The sequence below is a fragment of the Bacillus sp. JJ1474 genome (genome assembly GCF_036965225.1).
GTDB lineage: Bacteria > Bacillota > Bacilli > Bacillales > Cytobacillaceae > Cytobacillus.
Map to the genome: position 1 here is coordinate 1,885 of NZ_JBALPC010000178.1, position 20,089 is coordinate 21,973.

Genomic DNA, 20,089 nt, shown 5'->3' on the forward strand with positions numbered 1-20,089 from the left:
ATGAAAAAACCGTTTCAATATAAGAAAAATCTTCCTTTAAATGAAAAATTTCATGATAAGGCAAGGGGAAAACAAAAAACTAAATCAAGAAATTACAAACAAACGATAAAAAGAATCTGGCAATTTCTTTCCTATAATAAAGGTCTATTATTTCTAGTTCTTTTAATGGTTCTTATTAGTTCATTTTTAGGGCTGCTAGGTCCCTTTTTAGTTGGAATGGCCATTGATAAATATATTGTGACTAAAAGCAGCGATGGCTTTATTACACTCCTTTTTGGACTGGCAGGAATTTATGCTGTTTACTCGCTTTCCCTTTGGTTTCAAAATTACTGGATGATTGGAATTGCGCAAAACACAGTCTTTGAAATGAGAACAAATCTTTTCAAGCATTTGCATAAGCTGCCTATTCCCTTCTTTGATAAACGACAGCATGGAGAATTAATGAGCCGAATTACAAATGATATTGAAAATGTCAGCTCTACATTAAACAGCTCAGTCATTCAGATTTTTTCTAGCATCCTTACCCTTATTGGCACGGTGTCAGTTATGCTTTGGCTAAGTCCGCTATTGACTTTGCTGACCTTAACGATTGTTCCACTTATGTATTTAGGGATGAAGTGGATTACGAAGCGGACAGGGGTATTATTTAAAGAGCAGCAGAGAAATCTCGGTGAACTGAATGGATTTATTGAGGAAACTATATCTGGGCAAAGAATAATTAAAACTTTTTCCCAGGAACAGAGAGTAACGGATGAGTTTGTAGAAAAAGCAGAGAGGCTAAGGGGTGCAGGATATTGGGCGCAGACGTATTCGGGTTTTATTCCAAAACTGATGAACTTCCTAAACAATCTTAGCTTTGCAATCATCGCAGGTATAGGTGGAATCTTTGCATTAAAAGGACTGATTTCCATCGGGGCCATTGTCATTTTTACAGAATACTCCCGCCAGTTTACCCGTCCATTGAACGACTTAGCTAACCAGTTTAATACACTTCTCTCAGCAATTGCTGGAGCAGAAAGGGTATTTGATATTCTTGATGAAGAGGTCGAATCTCAAAATGAATACGCCCTTCAAGAAATTTCAAATGTAAGAGGAGAGATTGAATTTCGCGATGTAAACTTTTCTTATGAAGAGGAAGGCAACACGGTAAGAAATATGAATCTTCATGTTTTTCCTGGTGAGACCGCTGCATTTGTCGGACCTACAGGTGCTGGTAAAACAACAATGATTAATCTCCTGTCACGATTTTACGAGGTGGACAGTGGCAGTATTCTTATCGATGGTCAGCCTATTTCGGAAATAAAGAAAGAAAGCTTGCGAAGGCATATGGGATATGTATTGCAGGATTCCTTTTTGTTTCAAGGAACGGTTATGGAGAATATTCGTTACGGAAGGCTTGAAGCAACTGACGAGGAAGTGGTCAAGGCAGCTCAAATGGCAAATGCACATTCATTTATTATGAAGCTGCCTGATCAATACAACACATTATTAAACCAAGACGGAAATGGCATTAGTCAGGGGCAAAAACAGTTATTATCCATTGCAAGGGCATTTCTGGCTAACCCGTTAATTCTCATTTTAGATGAGGCTACAAGCAGTATTGATACGATAACTGAATTGAAAATCCAGGACGCATTGCTGGAGTTAATGAAGGGCAGAACAAGCTTTGTCATTGCACACCGATTAAATACAATACAAAATGCAGATCGAATTTTTGTGCTTCATGAAGGAGAATTGATTGAAGAGGGAACACACGAGTCACTACTTAAGCAAAAGGGTTTTTATTATCATTTGCATGGACAGACAGAGCAAAAAGCAAACGTTTAATAATAGAAGGGCATGAATAAATCATTTCGATTTTTCATGCTTTTTTTCTATTGAAGCCAATTATCATGCACTTAAGTATCCACTGTTTATTAACAACTAAAAGGCAATGATAATAAATGCTCCACAGCTTTATCCACAGAAAATATTCCACGAAACCTTTCTATGAAAGGACCTTTAAGTAGTTACCCACACTACCCACAATGCTATGTGCAACTACATGTTCAAATATTAGCCATAATTTAATTTATATTTGTGAAAGATTAGTGAAAGCCATTGGCAAATGATGAAAAAAGGATTATATTAAGAGTGTAGAAAGAAAGTGAAAAACTTCACAAAGTGAATTGCTTCCTTTCTAGAATAAAGCTGGCCGGCTTTCAATTAATGTAAATGAAAAATTTTTTTAGCGAACTATGTGAATTAATTCACAAACAAATATATTTAAATAGGAGAGGATTATTGTGAAATGGTGGAAAACTCCGCAAGCAGCGATTGCATGGACTGTGTTAAGAATTTGGTTAGGAATTCAGTGGATTGAAGCAGGGTGGGGTAAAGTAACAGGCGGTTTTGAAGCTGGTGGATTTATACAAGGAGCCATTGCCAAAGCGGGAGGCGATCACCCGGCAGTACAAGGCTGGTACGCAGCATTTTTAGAAAACTTTGCTTTACCGAACGCAGATTTATTCAGTACCCTAGTTGCATATGGTGAAGTTCTAGTAGGAATTGGACTTATTCTTGGAGCAGCAACCATTCCAGCACTTATTGCAGGCGCATTTATGAACCTTAACTTTTTATTAGCCGGAACAACAAGCGTAAACCCTATCCTTTATACTACTGCCATTATTCTACTATTCACAGGTAGCGGTGCTTATTTCTGGGGCGTAGACAGAATTGCAATTCCATACGTTAAAAACCTTTTAGGAAAAGGCGGAAATACTACTGGAAAACAAGCAGCCTAATGGTTAATAGTAATAAGCAGCAAGGAGCCAGTCCTTGCTGCTTATTTTTTTACGATTTTCTTTTCTTTCCTTTAACTCTTTGATTCGCAGCATTGGCACGAGCTTGAGCCTCAAGATCTGCCTGATCGGCTAGCTCTTGTGAGAATTCCTCATCGATGCCATCAGATTTCATATTTTTTGGTACTTGTGGAAGTGAAGCTTTATTTTTGTCTCGAGATCTTTGTCCGCGTGAACGACCCATTGCAAAAACCCCTTTCAACAATAAAGTACGGAAACCAAAAGTTGCTTCCGTATTTTATTGTTAACAATCCTGCCAAAAATATAGATGGGAATTAATGCTTTGGTCTGTCCACATAACCGCCAGCTCGGTCAGCCATTTTGAATTCGCGGGAGTATAGAACCTCTTGAGTTGCTGATAATGATCGTTTCTTCTTATCCTTTGTTTTTTTATCCAAATGGATCACCCTTTCAAAAAAAATAAGGTAAAAATTCACACCATCCTTATTTTTCCCTTAAGTGAAAAGTTTGATACTAGCTTTTAGTAGATATCTGCTAAAGCTTTATGTAAATGCTTAAAGAGAAACGGATAGCCATTGGATGCAAGCTTTTCAGGGAGTACCTTTTGTCCTTCAAGTACGAGCACGCTCATTTCACCTAGCAAGGATTTTAATGCAAATCCTGGTGCAGGTATCCAATGTGGACGCTGCAGTGTCTTCCCTAGAATTTGCCCAAATTCTTTCATTCTGACAGGATGAGGTGCGGTAAAATTAACGGGGCCCTCCATATTTTTATTTTCCATACAAAAAATGATGCCGTTTACAACATCTCTTAGATGAATCCAAGAAACCCACTGTTCACCCGATCCGACTTTTCCTCCGGCAAAAAGTTTATAAGGAAGGGCCATTCTTGGAAGAGCCCCATCAGTCTTATCAAGAATAATGCCAAAACGGCAGCAAACGGTACGAATGCCTAACTCCTTTGCTTTAAATGCTTCAGTCTCCCATTTCTGTACAGTAATTGAAAGGAAGTCTGCTCCCTTTTCTGAAGAGTCCTCCGAAAAAGTATTTGTAGGTGAAGTGCCATAATATCCGATAGCACTGGCATTTATTAAAATTTTTGGCTTTTTATTCAAATGTACTAAAATCCTCAATACTTCTCTTGTTGCAGAAATCCGGCTATCCAGAATTCTCTTCTTGCGGGTTTCCGTCCATCTCCCGCTATTAATGGATTCACCTGCTAGATTTATTAAACCATCGATCCCTTCTAATTTTTCTTCTGGAACATCCCCATCATTTAACCATGAGATATATTTAATCTTATCAGTGTTATTTCTTATACTTGCATCTCTCGTTAGGATAAAAATTTCATGCCCGTTCTTTACTAATTCCTTTGCCAATGCTCCACCAATAAAGCCAGTTCCGCCAGTCAAAGCAATCTTCATGGATCTATCCTCCGTAATTAATCTTTTTCATTACATGTTCTCTATATATTTCATAAATCCTTTTTCAAATATGGTACATTAAAGATGAGGTGATAAATATGCCTATCATTACAAAAATTTCTGTACAGGAAAAAAATAAAGATCGTTATAATATTTTTTTGGATGAAAAATATGCCTTTAGCGTGGATGAAGATGTAATTATTAAGCACAGCCTAAAAAAAGGCATGGAGCTGGACGAATTTTCTATATCTGAAATTGCTTATCAAGATGACATTCGCAAAGCGTATAACAGAGCTATCCAATACTTATCAAAAAGAATGAGATCGGAAAAAGAAATACGCCAATATTTAGCTGAAAAAGATGTAGCCGAAATGATTATTCGGGAAGTTATCCATAAATTATATGAGTATCAATTTTTAGATGATAAAGAGTATGCCATCGCTTTTGTTCGGACGTCAATGAATACAACTGACAAAGGATCAAGAATCATTCGTGGAGAGTTGCGAGATAAGGGCATAACTGAAAATTTGATCGAATTAGCTATGAGGGAATACTCTTATGAAAACGAATTCGAAACCGCACTTAAGCTCTGTGAAAAATTTGTACAAAAAAATTCTAAAGACTCTTCTAGGGTGATGAGGCAAAAGCTTGAACAGATGCTTTATAGAAAAGGCTATTCAATGGAAATGATTCAAGCAGCCATTACTGAAACAGATACGGACAAAGGTGAAGATCTGGAAATGACGGCACTTCGTTCTCATGCTGAAAAGGCACATCGGAAATTTTCCGCTCTAAGTGATTTTGAATATGAGCAAAAAATGAAACAGACGCTGTATCGTAAGGGATTTTCTATCGAATTGATCGAGCAAATGATCGAGGAATTGAAGGAATAGTTTTTTTTTATAAAATGACTCTCTTTAAGGTGCCAGGCACCTTTGCTAATCCTGAGCCCGCATCTGTTATGATGATGGAATTCATCCTTAAAACACCCCAATCCGTTTGCCTTAATCACATATTGTATCAAATCTGAAGATTATCTGCTGTAGCTTTTTCCCTTTTCTAATTGTTAGATTTTCAATATACTTTACTATGGATACTATTAGGATAACCTTTAACTTAGAAAAGGTGCATGACAGGAAGGTGAATACAATGCAGGATAAAAGATATAGCGATATGACAGCGTATGAACTACAGCAGGAAATATCAAAGCTAAATGAAAAGGCAAGAAAAGCAGAACAAATGGGAATGGTCAATGAGTATGCTGTGCTTGAAAGAAAGGCAGTAATGGCAAAAGCCTATTTATTGAACCCAGATGATTATAAAGCGGGGGAGATTTACGAAATTGAAGGGGACCCTGGCGCTTACTTTAAGATTGATTATATGAATGGAGTGTTTGCCTGGGGATTTCGTTTGAAAGGCAGTGAAGGGGAAGAGGCCCTTCCAATTTCAATGCTGAAAAAAAGCTGAGAGAGGGAGAATTTCCCTCTCTCCAATTCTGCTATGATCTTTTCCTTGTTTCCGCCTCTAAAATGACGAGGTTTTGAGTGAGCTGAGTCTCGCCGTTTATTTGTGAATGAGCATGTTTTGGACGGAAATTTGGTGCTTTAATTTTTGAGTTAAAGAAATTCCGCGGTTTAGCCATTATACAGCCTCCTCATTTTGAAAAAAGTTTAAAATTCGGGTGTATCACTATCGCGGTTTGAAGATGCTCTCATTCTTTCTTGGGGTTGTGTATTAATTGTTCCGTCTGCCCTTGTAGATGCATATTCCGCTTTCGCACGGGGCTCTCCGCCAAATTTATTTTTGATTTGGTTTGGGAAGTTTCTTGCTTTATTACGCACCATTAAAACTCCTCCTGACAAGGGATGTAAGTGCGTGAAAAACAAATGCGATTGGCAAATGCTCATCACGTAATAATAGTATTAACTTTTCACTAAACTGTATGATGGTCTTTTATTGGAAAGAGGTCATGAAAATGAATGAATATCAAAAGAGATTATATGAAAGGCTTCTTGAGAAAAATAACTTCCTTTCAGCAAGTCTTGCCCAAACATGGGTTGAGCTGCTTTGGGATGATTTCGAAACGACCTATGCAAAAGCGGGCAGGAAATATCAGGGCAGTGAAATGACTGAAAAGGTTGTTAGTCAATGGATTGAACATTATGGTGATAAGCTGCATGAATTTGTTGCCGAAAATCCAAAGTATAAACACTTATTGGAAGAGGATCCGAAGAAGCTGCATTAAAAAATATCTGGCTAATAGAGCCAGATATTTTTCATTAACCAGGGATAATATCCAGTTTTTTACGGAGTTTCTCTTCACTGAAAATCCATCCCGTATAGGATGTGATTATTTCTAAATCCAGATTTAACTGCACAACAGCAACGAAGGGGTAATAATCATTGCTGCGATAACGAAGATCGATGAAACGAACTTCATAATATTCATCATATTCGTCAATTTCCCAACGATAAACAGGAGAAAAGGATAAAAAGGCAGACAGGTTTTTATCTTTTTTAGCAACCTCCAATACTGGTGTTTCAGGCACAGGGACCCGATAAAATTGATCGATAATTTTCACTTCATGATTTTCTGCGCGTCCGACAAAAAATTGGTGCTTATTCATGACAGCAATCCGCCATTTATTGTATTTCATTGTTGGGGCAATAATGATATCAGTTGCATCAGGTATCATTCTTTTTACCTCATTATGAACTTTCTTTTGAGCCCTAAATCGAAGAATATAATAGAAAATCAACATGACGTAAATAGGCAGAAATGTATATCCAGGATGTGCACCAAATGCCCATATTAGAATGCCAACGATATGAATTCCAAATATATATGGATCAAATGTATTGATAACTCCTAATGCGATCCATTTTGATGAAAATGGCCTTAAGGCTTGGGTCCCATAAGCATTGAAAATATCAACAAAAACGTGGAGAAAAACAGCGATAAACGTCCAAATCCAAAGATGGAGTAAATTCGCACCTGGAAAGAAAGGGTAGATGACGGAAGTAAGTACTATAGGCCAAAGGAGAACAGCAGGAATAGAATGGGTAATCCCGCGATGATTGCGTATATAGACAGCGTTGCTTCTTAGCTTTAATACTGTATCAATATCGGGGATTTGTGAACCGACAATGGCCCCAATCATTACGCTCGTTGTTGTAGCTGAATTTTCTGCTACGACCGGATCAAGAGTAGCTATTCCAGCTAAAGCGAGACCCATTACAATATGTGTGCCTGTATCCAAGAGGAAAAACCTCCTTATTATAGAAAACATTATAGGGTTAATTTTATTATGTTTTTGCTTGTTTCACCACAAAAAGATGTTAAATTTATAAGAGTTGCTTAATTGAAGCAAAAAGTTCAAATATTGTTTACAATCAAAGAATGCAATCTCCTAGAAATGTGTGTCAAACATATAAACATACGTCTATATAATTTTCCCGTTTTAACGATTGTTAATCCTTTTTAAAGGATTGTACTACTTTTTTACAATATCTTGGAGGAGAAAAATTGAATAAAAATCAATTAGAAGAGCTTAAACATATAGATATAAACACCTTTCAGCACGATTTAATCAGTTGGTTTCGAGCTGAACAAAGAGACCTGCCCTGGAGAAGAGACAAGGACCCTTATAAAGTTTGGGTTTCAGAAATTATGCTTCAGCAAACACGAGTTGACACGGTCATTCCCTATTTTAATCGGTTTATAGAGCTGTTTCCGACAACTAAAGCCTTAGCGGAGGCTGAGGAAGATAAGGTGCTGAAGGCTTGGGAAGGATTGGGCTATTATTCTCGGGCGAGAAATCTGCAAACGGCAGTCAGGGAAGTCGAGGAAAAATACGGAGGGAAGGTTCCAAATAATCAAAAGGAAATTTCTTCGTTAAAAGGAGTAGGACCTTACACTTCTGGGGCTATTCTTAGCATCGCTTACGGGCTTCCAGAACCTGCAGTTGATGGAAATGTAATGAGGGTTTTATCAAGAATATTATCAATATGGGAGGATATTGCAAAGCCATCGACTAGGAAAACATTTGAAGAGGCGGTAAGAAAGCTTATCTCTCATGAAAATCCGTCCTATTTTAATCAAGCTTTGATGGAGCTCGGAGCCTTAATCTGTACTCCTACATCCCCAAAGTGTTTATTATGCCCGGTTCGCGAGCATTGCCACGCCTTCCACGCTGGAACACATACTGAGCTTCCCGTTAAAACGAAAAATAAAAAACATCGTCATGTCCGTATTGCAGCTGCGGTTCTAACAAATGAGGAAGGTCGAATTCTAATTCATAAAAGGGATGATCAAGGGCTGTTGGCGAATCTATGGGAGTTTCCAAATGCAGAAATTCTCTTGCCTTATGAACACGAAGCTAATCAGTTAGTGGAAGTAGTGAAACAGCAGTTTCAGGCTGACGTTCAAGTCAACGAAATGATCGGGCAAATTGAGCATGTCTTCTCCCACTTGACGTGGAATATCAATGCTTATAAGGGTAAGCTGCTTACATTTGAAAAAGAAGCAGATGATTTGAAGCTCGTTACGCTGGAGGAAATGGAACAGTATGCCTTTTCTGTTTCTCATCAGAAAATATTAAAGCAATTTATGGAATCAATGACTGATACCTTAATGTAGAAAGGTCCAATGTAAGAGTTTTTGATAAAGGACTTTAAAACCCTATCATTGAATCCTTCAATGTAAGTGTAAATAATAAAAGGTCACATTGACGAACTCAATGTGACCGCTAATTACATCCTCAGCAGTCAAATATCCAACATTACTCACATCATGACCTCTTCGTATTCTTTAACCCCCCGCGATTTTGGATTTCCTCCATAATTTCCCTTTGGATCGTTTGACCCTCCGCATTTAAATACGGGACAATTTGCTGGAAGGAATGGTGAAAATAAGTTAGCTCCTGATCTTCCCAATCTGTTTTGGACATCATTGACAGCTCAGTCATGTCTCGGCCGTTATACATAATCCTCTTCCTTTCATCTATCATATTTAGTATTGTTCTGATCTCAATTGCTACATATACATGAAAAAGATAAAATGGGCATTAGAAGAATTTGGCGAAATGTTAGTGATTTTTTCATAACACTGCCAATATGAAGAAAGGAATTGAGACAATGGCACAAAAAGTAGCATTAGTAACTGGGAGCAGCAGGGGAATTGGAAAAGCAACAGCTATCAGATTGGCAAAGGATGGCTATGATATTGTCATTAATTATGCGAGAAGCAAAACTGCTGCAATGGAAACAGCTGCGGAAATTGAAGCATTAGGAAGAAAGGCTTTAATTGTAAAAGCAAATGTCGGTGACGTAGAGAAGATAAAAAAGTTATTTCAGGAGATTGATCAGGAATTTGGCAGGTTAGATGTTTTTGTAAATAATGCCGCTTCTGGGGTTTTGCGCCCCGCAATGGAGCTTGAAGAATCTCACTGGGACTGGACAATGAATATAAATAGCAAGGCTTTATTATTTTGTGCCCAAGAGGCCGCAAAGCTAATGGAAAGAAACGAAGGAGGCAAAATTGTCAGCATCAGCTCGTTAGGCTCCATTCGCTATTTGGAAAATTATACAACTGTAGGCGTTTCGAAAGCCGCTTTAGAAGCCTTAACAAGATATTTGGCTGTTGAGCTTGCTGCTAAAAATATTACTGTAAATGCAGTATCAGGAGGTGCTGTAGATACAGAGGCACTCACACATTTTCCAAATCGAGAAGAACTTCTAGCCGAAGCAAGGAAAAAAACACCAGCTGGGAGAATGGTTGAAATTGAAGATATGGTGAATGCGGTTATGTTTTTATTAAGTGATCAATCAAGCATGATTTGTGGCCAGACAATTATTGTTGATGGGGGAATATCCTTACTCGTTTGATTAAGTGTTGAAATGAGACTTTGCCATGATTAACAGCCGATAGTAGAGAGGACAAGATATTTTCCACCCCAGCTGCAGTTTTTTAAAATTCTAGGATATTTTTTCTGCGCTTGGTTAAATTAAAGAGCGTGGAGGTGATAATCATGGCAAAACAACCAAACCAATCTCAAGCTGGAACTAACATTCAACAAGTTAGACAACAAAACGCTCAATCTGCTGGTGCTGGAGCAGCTGGTGCTCAAGGCCAGTTCGGTACAGAGTTTGCTAGCGAAACGAATGCTCAAGAGGTTAGACAACAAAACCAACAAGCTGAAGCTAAAAAAGCTCAAAACTCTGGTCAGCAAAGTCAGTAATTTAAATGGAAGGCGCTCTTCATTCGAAAGGGCGCCTTCTTTTTTTTGCTTGTTATCTCCTTTACAAGTCTATTCGATCGGGCTTGCGGATATAATGCTCTAGTATGGCAGTACTTTGATTTCCTTCAGCCCTTCTTTTTTCGACAAAACCTCTATTTAATCAACAGAAGTAGTCAAAGGAAAGACAAGGTTATGAGCGAATACATACAAAAGAAAAATAAATGGGACGGTGAAACAATCAAATGAAAAACTTTAACCATTTAGTATCCGAACAAATGCAAACGATGGAAAAGCTTCTATTTCTCCAAAGTGAACTTGAGCGCTGTGAGGAAATAGAGGAGGAGCTCAATGCCCTCCAAGAAGAAACCGAGCTTGAAAGTATTCAAATCGAAATTTCGAATTTGCGAAAAGAGCTTAAAGACATACATCAGCTGTTCGAAACGCAAACAGAAGAGGTTATTCGCTCCTATCAGGATATGAAGGTAACCGTTTGACAATAGATCAATTAGATACGTAGATGAATATTTAATACTAGTGAATCGCAGCAAAAGTAAAATTTATATCCCTATACTGTTTTTCTTTCAGCCATTGACGATTTTCAATGGCTCTTTGTTTTAAATTTCTACTTAAACCGTTATAATAATAGAAAAAAGTATTCGTTCTTTGTTGCCTTTAATCATTTGTAAAATTTATTGGAGACATGAGTGGGATAAGATTATGGAAAAGTAAATGAGCTTCGTGCATATGATCTTCTTTTCTCACCTCTCATCTCCCGACAGTAGGAGGACAAGCCTTGTCTCTCTTATTTGGATAGGTTGCAAAGCCCGGGATTTATTGAAAGTAGGGGAAAATGAATGGCCGTACCCAGAGAAGGAGAACCAGTACAAATTCATAGCTATAAACATAATGGGCACATCCATCGCGTCTGGGAGGAAACAACCGTTTTAAAAGGAACACAAAATTTGGTCATTGGTGGAAATGACCGGACTGTTGTAACGGAATCTGACGGAAGGACATGGATTACGAGAGAACCAGCAATATGTTATTTTCACTCCCAATATTGGTTTAATGTCATTGGAATGATTCGCGAGGATGGGATTTATTATTACTGCAATATTAGTTCCCCATTTATTTTTGACGGGGAAGCAGTGAAATATATTGATTATGACCTGGATATTAAGGTTTTTCCAGACATGACCTTCAATCTGCTCGATGAGGATGAATACGAGAAGCATCGTCAGGAAATGAATTATCCCGAGCCTATCGACCATATTTTAAAATCCAATGTCGATCAATTAATTCATTGGATTCGTCAAAGAAAAGGTCCATTTGCACCCGATTTTATTGATATTTGGTATGAAAGATATCTTACCTACAGACGCTAATGAAATTGAATGGAAAGCACTAATTGTCACGCCTGTTGACCAATGAATCAACAGGTTTTTATATGTTTAAAAAAGGTAAGAGGGGGAAACAAGTTGGACAGCATCCGGCGTTATATGCATTTTGTTAAGCCATATCGCCTGCAGATTATCATCACGCTCATCATTGGAATCATTAAGTTTGCGATTCCCCTATTAATTCCATTACTAATCAAATATGTTATTGATGATATTGTAGGGAGCCCGAACTTGAGCAGTACTGATAAGACAGGCAGTTTAATCAAAATAATGGGCATAATGATTATTATTTTTGTCATTATTCGGCCGCCGATTGAGTATTATCGGCAGTATTTTGCCCAATGGGTAGCGAGCAAAATTTTGTATGATATTCGTGATAGATTATTTACACATATACAAAAGCTAAGCTTTAAATATTATGCAAACACGAGAGTTGGCGAGGTCATATCAAGAGTGATCAACGATGTTGAACAAACAAAGACATTTGTTATTACTGGATTAATGAATTTATGGCTCGATATTGCCACTATCGTCATTGCCGTAGCGATCATGATGAAAATGGATTTTACCTTAACGCTCGTTTCGTTAATTCTTTTTCCGTTTTATGGGTTTTCCGTACGGTACTTTTTTGGCAACTTAAGGAAGCTGACGAGAGCACGATCACAAGCATTGGCTGAGGTGCAAGGCTATTTGCACGAACGGGTTCAGGGGATGGCTGTTATAAAAAGCTTTGCCATTGAAGATTATGAACAAACTCAATTTGATAAGCAAAATGATAATTTTCTAACAAAAGCGATTGATCATACAAAGTGGAATGCAAAGGCATTTGCCGTTGTTAACACCATAACAGATGTTGCCCCTTTACTTGTCATTGGCTACTCAGCCTACCAGGTCATTCAGGGAGATTTATCTACAGGAACAATGATGGCCTTCATTGCTTACATTGATAGATTATATAATCCACTCAGAAGACTTGTAAATTCATCAACAACATTAACCCAATCCATTGCCTCTATGGACAGGGTGTTTGAATTAATAGATGAAAAGTATGATATTGATGACGCCCCGAATGCAGTAGAATGCAAGGCTGTGAAAGGAGATATAGACTTTGAACAAGTAAGCTTTGCTTACGATAAAAAGGAAGACCTTGTCCTTAAAAATATTACTTTAAATGTAAAAAAAGGAGAAACCATTGCTCTTGTTGGGATGAGCGGGGGAGGAAAGTCTTCATTAGTAGGGTTAATTCCGAGGTTTTATGATGTAACAGAGGGAAAAATCCTTCTAGACGGAAAAGATATCCGGTCATTTAAGGTTCGCTCCTTACGGGATAAAATCGGAATGGTTCTTCAGGATAATATCCTCTTTAGTGAGTCAGTCAAAACAAATATTTTATTAGGAAAACCGGGAGCTTCAGATGAAGAGGTTATTGAAGCTGCGAAGGCTGCTAATGCTCATGAATTCATTATGAATTTGCCAAATGCCTATGATACGAAGGTTGGAGAACGCGGAGTCAAGCTGTCAGGCGGCCAGAAGCAGCGTGTAGCGATTGCAAGAATATTCCTCAAAAATCCGCCAATCTTAATTTTGGACGAAGCTACTTCGGCATTGGATTTAGAAAGCGAGCATTTAATTCAGGAAGCATTAGAAGAGCTTGCTAAGGACCGAACAACCTTTATAGTCGCCCACAGACTATCAACAATCACACATGCAGATCGAATTATCTTAATTGAGCATGGAGAGATTTCCGAAGTGGGCAGCCATGAAGAACTAATGAAAATGCAAGGCAATTATTATAAGCTTTTTCAAGTGCAACAGCTTGAAAGTTAAAAAAAGAGCATCCGCGCTGGATGCCCTTTTTTCGCTTATTTCTCAATCGACATTTCATTTGCTTTTTTATGATAGGTTTGGAAGCTAGTGATTAACTTATCAAGATGCTCGACTTGCTCATTATAGTCTATAATAACCGAGATGATTTGCATGTTGTGTGAGAGAATATCTTCATCCTCTAAGGAAGCTTCCTTCTTTTGAGATATAAAGAGGTTGAAGAGCTCTTTCCTATTTAGGAAGATGTCTCCCTCTTCAAAGATCACATTCGGGCGTACTTTTCCAATAAACTTTAACATGATATGTTCATGATGATGAATAAGACAGTCTAGCTGCTGCTGAATAGCATTTTGGTAATCCAAAGGCATTTCTTGAAGATCATTTTCAAAACGATGTAATTTCCTTAATGTATCCAGCGATCTTTTTACAGTAGAAATCATTTGCCGATAAATAACGAGCCTTCGTGATTTGGGAATCGTGTCCTTTTTGAAATAGTTTCGCTCTTCCTTATACATACTATATAAATGGTCAAGGTTTCTAACACTTGCCTTCATTTTCCCAATATCATTTTTTAGCAGTTTATGCTCGGAGGCATGTCTAATCGTAAGCCGTATCCATTTGGTCGTTTCTTCTGTAATATCAGAGATGCCGAAGTATAATTTTTTCTCATACTTTGGAGGCAGAAATAGCAAATTAACGATAAAAGCTGAAAAAACCCCTAACATGACAGTAGAAAACCTGATAAGAGCAAATTGGATAAATTCATCACTAGGTGTTTCCATGATGACTATCATGGTTACGAGTGCTAATCCGATTGTATTTTCTATTTTAAGCTTTAAGTTAATGGTAATTACAACGATTGCTGCTAACCCGATAATGAACATATCATTGCCGAATAATAGAACAAACACTACTGCCGTAAGTGCCCCAATCGCATTTCCCTGAACCTGTTCAATAATAGATAAGAAGGATCGGTAAATGGTCGGCTGAATCGCGAAAATCGCCGCAATGGCTGCAAATACTGGAGAAGGCAGCTGAAAAACCTGAGATAAAAATAATGATAGAATAATTGCGATTCCCGTTTTTAGTATGCGGGCGCCAAGCTTCATACTTATTTGTTTCCTTTCTATCAGAAGATGCCTTCTGTTTATTAACTTAAACTAGTAAAGGTAATCATAACGAATTAGTTGCTAAATTAACAAGCAAATCCTTTAAAAGTAATTTCAAGACCATGACATTAATGTACTATACATGGATATAAGGAGAAGTACAATGGGCATTTTCGTAAATTTTTTACAAGAGTTTGTACTATTTGTATTTAGAAAAAAGGAGCGAAAAAAAATCGCTCCTACAATCATATGAATGAGATTAATATTTATTCTTCCCCTAAAGCTTGAAAGGCGTTTTGTACTGCATGAATCGTTGCTTCGATGTCTTCCTCTGTATGTGCGATTGTAAGGAACCATGCTTCATACTTGGATGGCGCCAGGTTGATTCCTTGTTTTAACATGAGCTTGAAGAATTTCGCAAACATTTCTCCGTCTGTGTTCTCTGCTTGTTCGTAATTAACAACTTTTTCATTCGTAAAATAGACTGTGAGCGCACCCTTCAAACGATTGATTGTAATAGGGATATTGTATTCCTTTGCAGCAGCTGCAATTCCTTCCTCAAGCAACGCTCCAAGTCTGTCGAGATACTCATATACACCCTTTTGCTGTAAAACCTCAAGGCATGCGATTCCTGATAAAATGGATGCCGGATTTCCTGCCATTGTTCCTGCTTGATAGGCTGGTCCCAATGGAGCCACTTTTTCCATGATTTCTTTCTTCCCGCCGTATGCACCAATTGGCAAGCCACCGCCAATAATTTTTCCCATTGCAGTTAAATCAGGGGTAACGCCTAATAAATCCTGTGCACCTCCGTACATAAATCGGAAAGCGGTTATGACCTCATCATAAATAACAAGAGCACCTGCTGCATGTGTTAATTCATTAATTTGTTCCAAGAAACCTGGCTTTGGTTCAACAATACCGAAGTTCCCGACAATTGGCTCCACAAGAACGGCTGCAATTTCACTTCCCCATTTTTCTAATGCCTCTTTAAATGGCTCGATATCATTGAAAGGAACCGTAATAACCTCTTGAGCAATACTCTTTGGGACACCAGCTGAATCTGGCGTTCCAAGTGTGGCTGGTCCTGATCCTGCAGCAACTAGAACGAGATCAGAGTGTCCATGATAGCAGCCAGCGAATTTGATGATCTTGTCTCTGCCTGTATAAGCACGTGCCACGCGAATCGTTGTCATAACTGCTTCCGTTCCAGAATTAACGAAACGGACCTTTTCTAACGCTGGCATGGCTTCCTTGAGCATTGCGGCAAATTTAACTTCATGGGGAGTAGGTGTTCCGTATAGTACACCTGTTTCAGCAGCTTTCTTAATGGCTTCTGTTATGTGCGGATGGGCATGACCTGTAATAATGGGTCCATAAGCTGCTAAATAATCAATATATTGATTACCATCTACATCCCAGAAATATGCTCCTTGACCTCTCTCCATAACGACTGGGGCTCCGCCGCCAACAGCTTTATACGAACGGGAAGGGCTGTTCACTCCTCCGACAATATGCTCAAGTGCTTCTTTATGTATGCGTTCTGAATTTGTAAATTGCATGTGAATCCTCCTTGATTTAGGTGCTAACTTATCATATCTTATCATGTTTTGGGACTAGAATGCTTCGTTTCATAATTGCGACTTTTCTTAAATGTACAGGCTGTCATATGGATTTAACGATAAGCGTATAGTTTAAGAGAGGCAAAGAGGAAAGTGGGCGTGTAAATGGTTTTTTATATATCCCTTGTATTAATTGTTTTCTGTATGATCATGAGCATAAGAACTTTGTTTTTGCCACACACAATTAAAGGAAAAAAGGTTAGCTTTGAAAACTTTATTTATTTGGCCTTTATTTATGTAACCGTCATGATTGGGTTCGGACTCATATATATTCTTCTTGAAACGAATGGCTATACTGTTTTTATGGAAGGAACTGTTGGATTAGATGGTGATTTTCTGAATCAATTAGAAACAGGATTTTATTTCAGTGCAGTAACCTTATTTTCCGTAGGTTATGGAGACATTGCCCCTATTGGGGTCGGAAGAATGATAGCGGTGCTTGAAGCGCTCATTGGATATACGATTCCGGCTGCTTTCGTATTTAGAGCGGTGTTTGAGATGGAAAAGAAATTGTAGCTGTTATCAAGTTGATTTTGTTGTGTTTCTTAGAAAAATTGGATAGGCTTAAGAAAAAGCATATAGGAGGAATTTCAATGGCCGTTTCGATAGGAGAATTAGCTCCCGACTTTGAACTTGAAGCAAGTAACGGGGAAACGATTAAACTATCTGATTTTCGAGGAAAAAATATTGTCCTGTATTTCTATCCAAAGGATATGACTCCTGGATGTACGACACAGGCATGTGATTTCAGGGACAAGCATAGCGAATTCGCAGATGTGGATGCTGTTATTCTTGGTGTAAGTCCTGATCCGCTTGCTCGCCATGATAAATTTATTGAAAAATATGATTTGCCTTTTATCTTACTTGCAGACGAGGAGAATAAAGCGGCAGAGGCTTATGACGTTTGGAAGCTAAAGAAAAACTTTGGGAAAGAATATATGGGAATTGAACGTTCTACTTTTATCATTGATAAAGCTGGCAAGCTAGTTAAGGAATGGAGAAAGGTGAAGGTTAAGGGGCATGTAGAGGAAGCACTTGAGTATATTAAGGAAAATCTTTCATAAATACAGCCTATTTTTTGCTAACAAGGCTTTTGTCCACTCATCTGGAAATGTTTTGAATATCATTTTATTAGGGCATACCTCCTCAGATATATTTTGAAGCGGATCTTATAGGATTCGCTTTTTTTCTTTTTATGTTTTTAAATATATTTATTAAACATATAGTAAATTAAGAATCATTGAAACCAGAGGAGGGATAAAAAAATCTTCCGATTGAATCAGATTTAATAAAAAGCCTCAACTACCCATTTTGTAGTTTGCAATGTTGACAAAAGTACTATTGAATGAGTAAACTATTTATAAAGATTATAAAGTAATAATTCTTGTTAGAAAAGAGGTGCATGGCCGGTGGCGCAAATTCAATTAAAGGAAGCGCTGGACACTCTAAAGGATACTGGAGTTCGCATAACACCACAGCGTCATGCGATACTTGAATATTTAATAAACTCCATGTCACACCCTACAGCAGACGATATATACAAGGCTTTAGAAGGAAAGTTTCCGAATATGAGTGTGGCAACAGTTTACAATAATTTAAGAGTATTTCGTGAGGTTGGACTTGTTAAGGAACTGACTTATGGAGATGCATCAAGTCGTTTTGACTTTGTAACAACCCATCATTACCACGTGATTTGTGAAAAATGCGGAAAAATCGTTGACTTCCATTATCCTGGTCTAGATGAAGTTGAGCATTTAGCATCTCATGTTACAGGTTTTAAGATTAGCCATCATCGTATGGAGATTTATGGAACCTGCCCTGAGTGTTCAATTAAAGAGGCGCATTAATAAAACAAAGCTGCTGGTCAAAGTGCCGACAGCTTATTTTTATGGTCATTTTCGTTTGAGCAGTTAGTTAAGGGGAAAAATAAAAATCTCGGCTACGACCGAGATTTCTTATTATAATTTTCATCGAATTCTTTGCCCTCTAGATTACGATCTAGTGTTAACGGTTCATTGCAATACATGCACATATCAACGCGACCTAATATTTTTGTATGTCTGCCGCAATTTGGACAGACAACCTGTACTGTTTTAGTTGATAGCATCCCAATCCAAAAATATACTACAGTACTAGCAATAATAAAGACGGTTCCAAGAAGCATAAAGATGGTCATGAGCAGAGGGGAATTTCTGAAAAAGATCCCAAGATACATGACTAAAAAACCGACAAATATTAAAGCAAGGGCAAATGTTCGAATTTTATTGATTTTACTTGAATATTTAGCCATTTAAGTCCCTCCTACGGAAATACTATAACATATCAAATGAAAGATAATAAGTAGTATAGGAGAGAAATAAGATTTCAAGAATCCAATCGAAATAAGAAAATGTGTGCAGCTTTTCTTTTTTTAAGAAGGATTATTTAAAAAAAATGTCGAAGATACATTTAATCCATGCTTAAAAGCATGATTTTGTAAGATAAAGATTGATCGCACAATAAAATCCCAATAATTATAGAAGCTAATAAAAATATGGAGGAATAGTAATGGAAGATATTCTCCGCCCCATTTATCAAGAACGAGCTAGTCAAGCGAATACTCTCGGAGTGTTAATGATAAAGAAACAACAGAAGAATACGCCAGCAACAAACACCTTTGATGTTGTTTTGCTCATTTTAGTTAAGGAAGCTGAGTCACCCGTATATGTTAAGCATTATACTTATAACGATCAGAAGGCAGCCTTATATATGATTACGGATCAGCAGCTGCATGAATGGATTTTACTTGGTTCGAATAAGAAGATTTTCGAATGGTTATATAGCGGGAAAGTAATTTTCGAACGTAATGAATATTTTCATAAGATTAATACAGAACTTAGAGATTTCCCGTTCAATGGCCGTAAATTGAAAATGGGAATAGAATTTGCAAAACTAATTCGTCGGTATATGGACGGGAAGGTTTTTTTTGAAAATGGACATTATTTAGATGCGTATAATCATGTAGTTCATTCCCTTCATCATCTTGCTAGACTTGCCTTAACTGAGCAAGGCTTTCACCCAGAGGTAACAGTATGGCAGCAAATTAAACAAATTGAACCGGAAATATTAAAATTATATGAAGAACTAGTAAGCAGTCATGAGCCTTTAGATAAAAGGTTAGAGCTTCTTTTCTTAGCAAGTGAGTTTTTAATCCATTCCAAAACTAAAAGCGGAATCAGTCATTTAGTGGATGTTCTATCAGAAAAAGAGTTCTGGTCCATTAATGAAATGATAAACCATAAAGAATTACAGTACTATTCAGTTGATTTAGGAATACTGATAGAATATTTAATCGATAGAAATATGATTGAAGTAGTAACGATAGAAACAAAGGGGAAAGGTGTCTTTCATCGGTATTATAAACTTAGTAAAAAGTTATTGTAAAAAAACAAAAAAGTTATTGACCTTTTATTAAATACTTGATATATTAATATCCGTCGCTGCAATTTGTTGAATAAAATGAAGTGCAGCTGGCGGATGAAAGTTTATAAAGGTGTTGACATCAGCTTCAACACATGTTATATTAGAAAAGTCGCTTCTGAGCGATATGATAGTTCTTTGAAAACTGAACGAACAAAAAAACGTCAACGTTTTATCTTTTAGTCTTTTTGATAAAAAGACATTTATGAGCT

The 20,089-nt window shown here is 37.5% G+C and carries 26 protein-coding genes; 15 read left to right on the forward strand and 11 right to left on the reverse strand.

All coding sequences use genetic code 11. The features are described 5' to 3' along the window. Both V7164_RS19620 and V7164_RS19625 read left to right on the forward strand, forming a co-directional pair. The coding region (locus V7164_RS19620) for an ABC transporter ATP-binding protein (protein WP_335355006.1) at nt 1-1,827 on the forward strand (1,827 nt) is incomplete at its 5' end. A gap of 458 nt (nt 1,828-2,285) precedes the next feature. After that, nucleotides 2,286-2,783: a DoxX family protein gene (locus V7164_RS19625; protein ID WP_335355007.1), complete on the forward strand. Its 498-nt coding sequence runs from the start codon at nt 2,286-2,288 to the stop codon at nt 2,781-2,783. Between the two features lie 49 nt (nt 2,784-2,832). Here V7164_RS19625 and V7164_RS19630 read toward each other — a convergent pair whose 3' ends face one another. The 3 genes from V7164_RS19630 to V7164_RS19640 all read right to left on the reverse strand — a co-directional run bounded on the left by V7164_RS19630 (nt 2,833) and on the right by V7164_RS19640 (nt 4,224). Continuing rightward, nucleotides 2,833-3,024, reverse strand: coding sequence for a YfhD family protein (locus V7164_RS19630; protein WP_066298870.1), 192 nt, complete (start codon nt 3,022-3,024; stop codon nt 2,833-2,835). 91 nt (nt 3,025-3,115) lie between these two features. Then, nucleotides 3,116-3,238 (reverse strand): YfhE family protein, encoded by a 123-nt coding sequence (locus V7164_RS19635; RefSeq protein WP_151537531.1) that lies wholly within the window; start codon nt 3,236-3,238, stop codon nt 3,116-3,118. Between the two features lie 83 nt (nt 3,239-3,321). Then, nucleotides 3,322-4,224 (reverse strand): TIGR01777 family oxidoreductase, encoded by a 903-nt coding sequence (locus V7164_RS19640; protein ID WP_335355008.1) that lies wholly within the window; start codon nt 4,222-4,224, stop codon nt 3,322-3,324. Between the two features lie 98 nt (nt 4,225-4,322). Between V7164_RS19640 and recX the strand changes: the two genes are divergently transcribed. Beyond that, entirely contained in the window at nt 4,323-5,117 is a 795-nt protein-coding gene (recX, locus tag V7164_RS19645; protein WP_335355009.1) for a recombination regulator RecX, read from the forward strand. Nucleotides 5,118-5,373: 256 nt separating this feature from the next. After that, nucleotides 5,374-5,691: a YfhH family protein gene (locus V7164_RS19650; RefSeq protein WP_335355010.1), complete on the forward strand. Its 318-nt coding sequence runs from the start codon at nt 5,374-5,376 to the stop codon at nt 5,689-5,691. Nucleotides 5,692-5,722: 31 nt separating this feature from the next. Here the strand turns inward: V7164_RS19650 and V7164_RS19655 are convergent, their stop codons facing one another. Further along, nucleotides 5,723-5,866 carry a YpzG family protein gene (locus tag V7164_RS19655; protein ID WP_335343773.1) on the reverse strand — a complete coding sequence of 48 codons (144 nt, stop codon included), beginning with the start codon at nt 5,864-5,866 and terminating at the stop codon, nt 5,723-5,725. A 28-nt stretch (nt 5,867-5,894) separates the two neighbouring features. Further along, nucleotides 5,895-6,065 carry a small, acid-soluble spore protein K gene (locus V7164_RS19660; RefSeq protein WP_066298977.1) on the reverse strand — a complete coding sequence of 57 codons (171 nt, stop codon included), beginning with the start codon at nt 6,063-6,065 and terminating at the stop codon, nt 5,895-5,897. Nucleotides 6,066-6,199: 134 nt separating this feature from the next. On the opposite strand from V7164_RS19660, the gene V7164_RS19665 reads away from it, so the two are divergent. Then, nucleotides 6,200-6,469 (forward strand): YfhJ family protein, encoded by a 270-nt coding sequence (locus V7164_RS19665; protein WP_335355011.1) that lies wholly within the window; start codon nt 6,200-6,202, stop codon nt 6,467-6,469. Between the two features lie 34 nt (nt 6,470-6,503). Here V7164_RS19665 and V7164_RS19670 read toward each other — a convergent pair whose 3' ends face one another. Then, entirely contained in the window at nt 6,504-7,484 is a 981-nt protein-coding gene (locus V7164_RS19670; protein ID WP_335343770.1) for a metal-dependent hydrolase, read from the reverse strand. A 266-nt stretch (nt 7,485-7,750) separates the two neighbouring features. Between V7164_RS19670 and mutY the strand changes: the two genes are divergently transcribed. After that, complete coding sequence (gene mutY / locus V7164_RS19675; protein ID WP_335355012.1) at nt 7,751-8,863, forward strand: A/G-specific adenine glycosylase; 1,113 nt, start codon at nt 7,751-7,753, stop codon at nt 8,861-8,863. A 151-nt stretch (nt 8,864-9,014) separates the two neighbouring features. Here mutY and V7164_RS19680 read toward each other — a convergent pair whose 3' ends face one another. Beyond that, nucleotides 9,015-9,209, reverse strand: a complete 195-nt coding sequence (locus tag V7164_RS19680; protein ID WP_315667977.1) for a hypothetical protein — start codon at nt 9,207-9,209, stop codon at nt 9,015-9,017. Nucleotides 9,210-9,360: 151 nt separating this feature from the next. Between V7164_RS19680 and fabL the strand changes: the two genes are divergently transcribed. From fabL to V7164_RS19705, 5 genes are all read left to right on the forward strand, one after another. Then, nucleotides 9,361-10,110: an enoyl-[acyl-carrier-protein] reductase FabL gene (gene fabL / locus V7164_RS19685; protein ID WP_335355013.1), complete on the forward strand. Its 750-nt coding sequence runs from the start codon at nt 9,361-9,363 to the stop codon at nt 10,108-10,110. A 143-nt stretch (nt 10,111-10,253) separates the two neighbouring features. Further along, a complete protein-coding gene (locus V7164_RS19690; RefSeq protein ID WP_438824060.1) occupies nt 10,254-10,463 on the forward strand; it encodes a gamma-type small acid-soluble spore protein in 210 nt (69 codons plus the stop codon). 242 nt (nt 10,464-10,705) lie between these two features. Continuing rightward, a complete protein-coding gene (locus tag V7164_RS19695) occupies nt 10,706-10,957 on the forward strand; it encodes a YgaB family protein (RefSeq protein WP_335343767.1) in 252 nt (83 codons plus the stop codon). Between the two features lie 360 nt (nt 10,958-11,317). Beyond that, a complete protein-coding gene (gene ntdP, locus V7164_RS19700) occupies nt 11,318-11,848 on the forward strand; it encodes a nucleoside tri-diphosphate phosphatase (RefSeq protein ID WP_335343766.1) in 531 nt (176 codons plus the stop codon). Nucleotides 11,849-11,941: 93 nt separating this feature from the next. Further along, nucleotides 11,942-13,690: an ABC transporter ATP-binding protein gene (locus V7164_RS19705; protein WP_335355014.1), complete on the forward strand. Its 1,749-nt coding sequence runs from the start codon at nt 11,942-11,944 to the stop codon at nt 13,688-13,690. A 35-nt stretch (nt 13,691-13,725) separates the two neighbouring features. Here V7164_RS19705 and V7164_RS19710 read toward each other — a convergent pair whose 3' ends face one another. Together V7164_RS19710 and V7164_RS19715 are read right to left on the reverse strand one after the other, a co-directional pair. After that, nucleotides 13,726-14,796, reverse strand: coding sequence for an FUSC family protein (locus V7164_RS19710; protein WP_335355015.1), 1,071 nt, complete (start codon nt 14,794-14,796; stop codon nt 13,726-13,728). 266 nt (nt 14,797-15,062) lie between these two features. After that, complete coding sequence (locus tag V7164_RS19715) at nt 15,063-16,358, reverse strand: glutamate-1-semialdehyde 2,1-aminomutase (protein WP_335355016.1); 1,296 nt, start codon at nt 16,356-16,358, stop codon at nt 15,063-15,065. 165 nt (nt 16,359-16,523) lie between these two features. On the opposite strand from V7164_RS19715, the gene V7164_RS19720 reads away from it, so the two are divergent. The 3 genes from V7164_RS19720 to perR all read left to right on the forward strand — a co-directional run bounded on the left by V7164_RS19720 (nt 16,524) and on the right by perR (nt 18,265). Beyond that, on the forward strand, nt 16,524-16,934 hold the full coding sequence (locus V7164_RS19720; RefSeq protein ID WP_335343761.1) for an ion channel: 411 nt from the start codon (nt 16,524-16,526) through the stop codon (nt 16,932-16,934). A gap of 77 nt (nt 16,935-17,011) precedes the next feature. Continuing rightward, a complete protein-coding gene (gene bcp, locus V7164_RS19725) occupies nt 17,012-17,482 on the forward strand; it encodes a thioredoxin-dependent thiol peroxidase (RefSeq protein ID WP_335355017.1) in 471 nt (156 codons plus the stop codon). A 345-nt stretch (nt 17,483-17,827) separates the two neighbouring features. Beyond that, nucleotides 17,828-18,265: a peroxide-responsive transcriptional repressor PerR gene (gene perR, locus V7164_RS19730; RefSeq protein WP_335343759.1), complete on the forward strand. Its 438-nt coding sequence runs from the start codon at nt 17,828-17,830 to the stop codon at nt 18,263-18,265. A gap of 92 nt (nt 18,266-18,357) precedes the next feature. Here the strand turns inward: perR and V7164_RS19735 are convergent, their stop codons facing one another. Next, nucleotides 18,358-18,708 (reverse strand): YgzB family protein, encoded by a 351-nt coding sequence (locus V7164_RS19735; RefSeq protein WP_335355018.1) that lies wholly within the window; start codon nt 18,706-18,708, stop codon nt 18,358-18,360. A 257-nt stretch (nt 18,709-18,965) separates the two neighbouring features. Between V7164_RS19735 and V7164_RS19740 the strand changes: the two genes are divergently transcribed. Continuing rightward, on the forward strand, nt 18,966-19,841 hold the full coding sequence (locus V7164_RS19740; RefSeq protein WP_335355019.1) for a nucleotidyltransferase-like protein: 876 nt from the start codon (nt 18,966-18,968) through the stop codon (nt 19,839-19,841). Nucleotides 19,842-19,868: 27 nt separating this feature from the next. Here the strand turns inward: V7164_RS19740 and V7164_RS19745 are convergent. Beyond that, on the reverse strand, nt 19,869-20,089 hold a 221-nt coding region (locus tag V7164_RS19745; RefSeq protein ID WP_335355020.1), incomplete at its 5' end, for a hypothetical protein.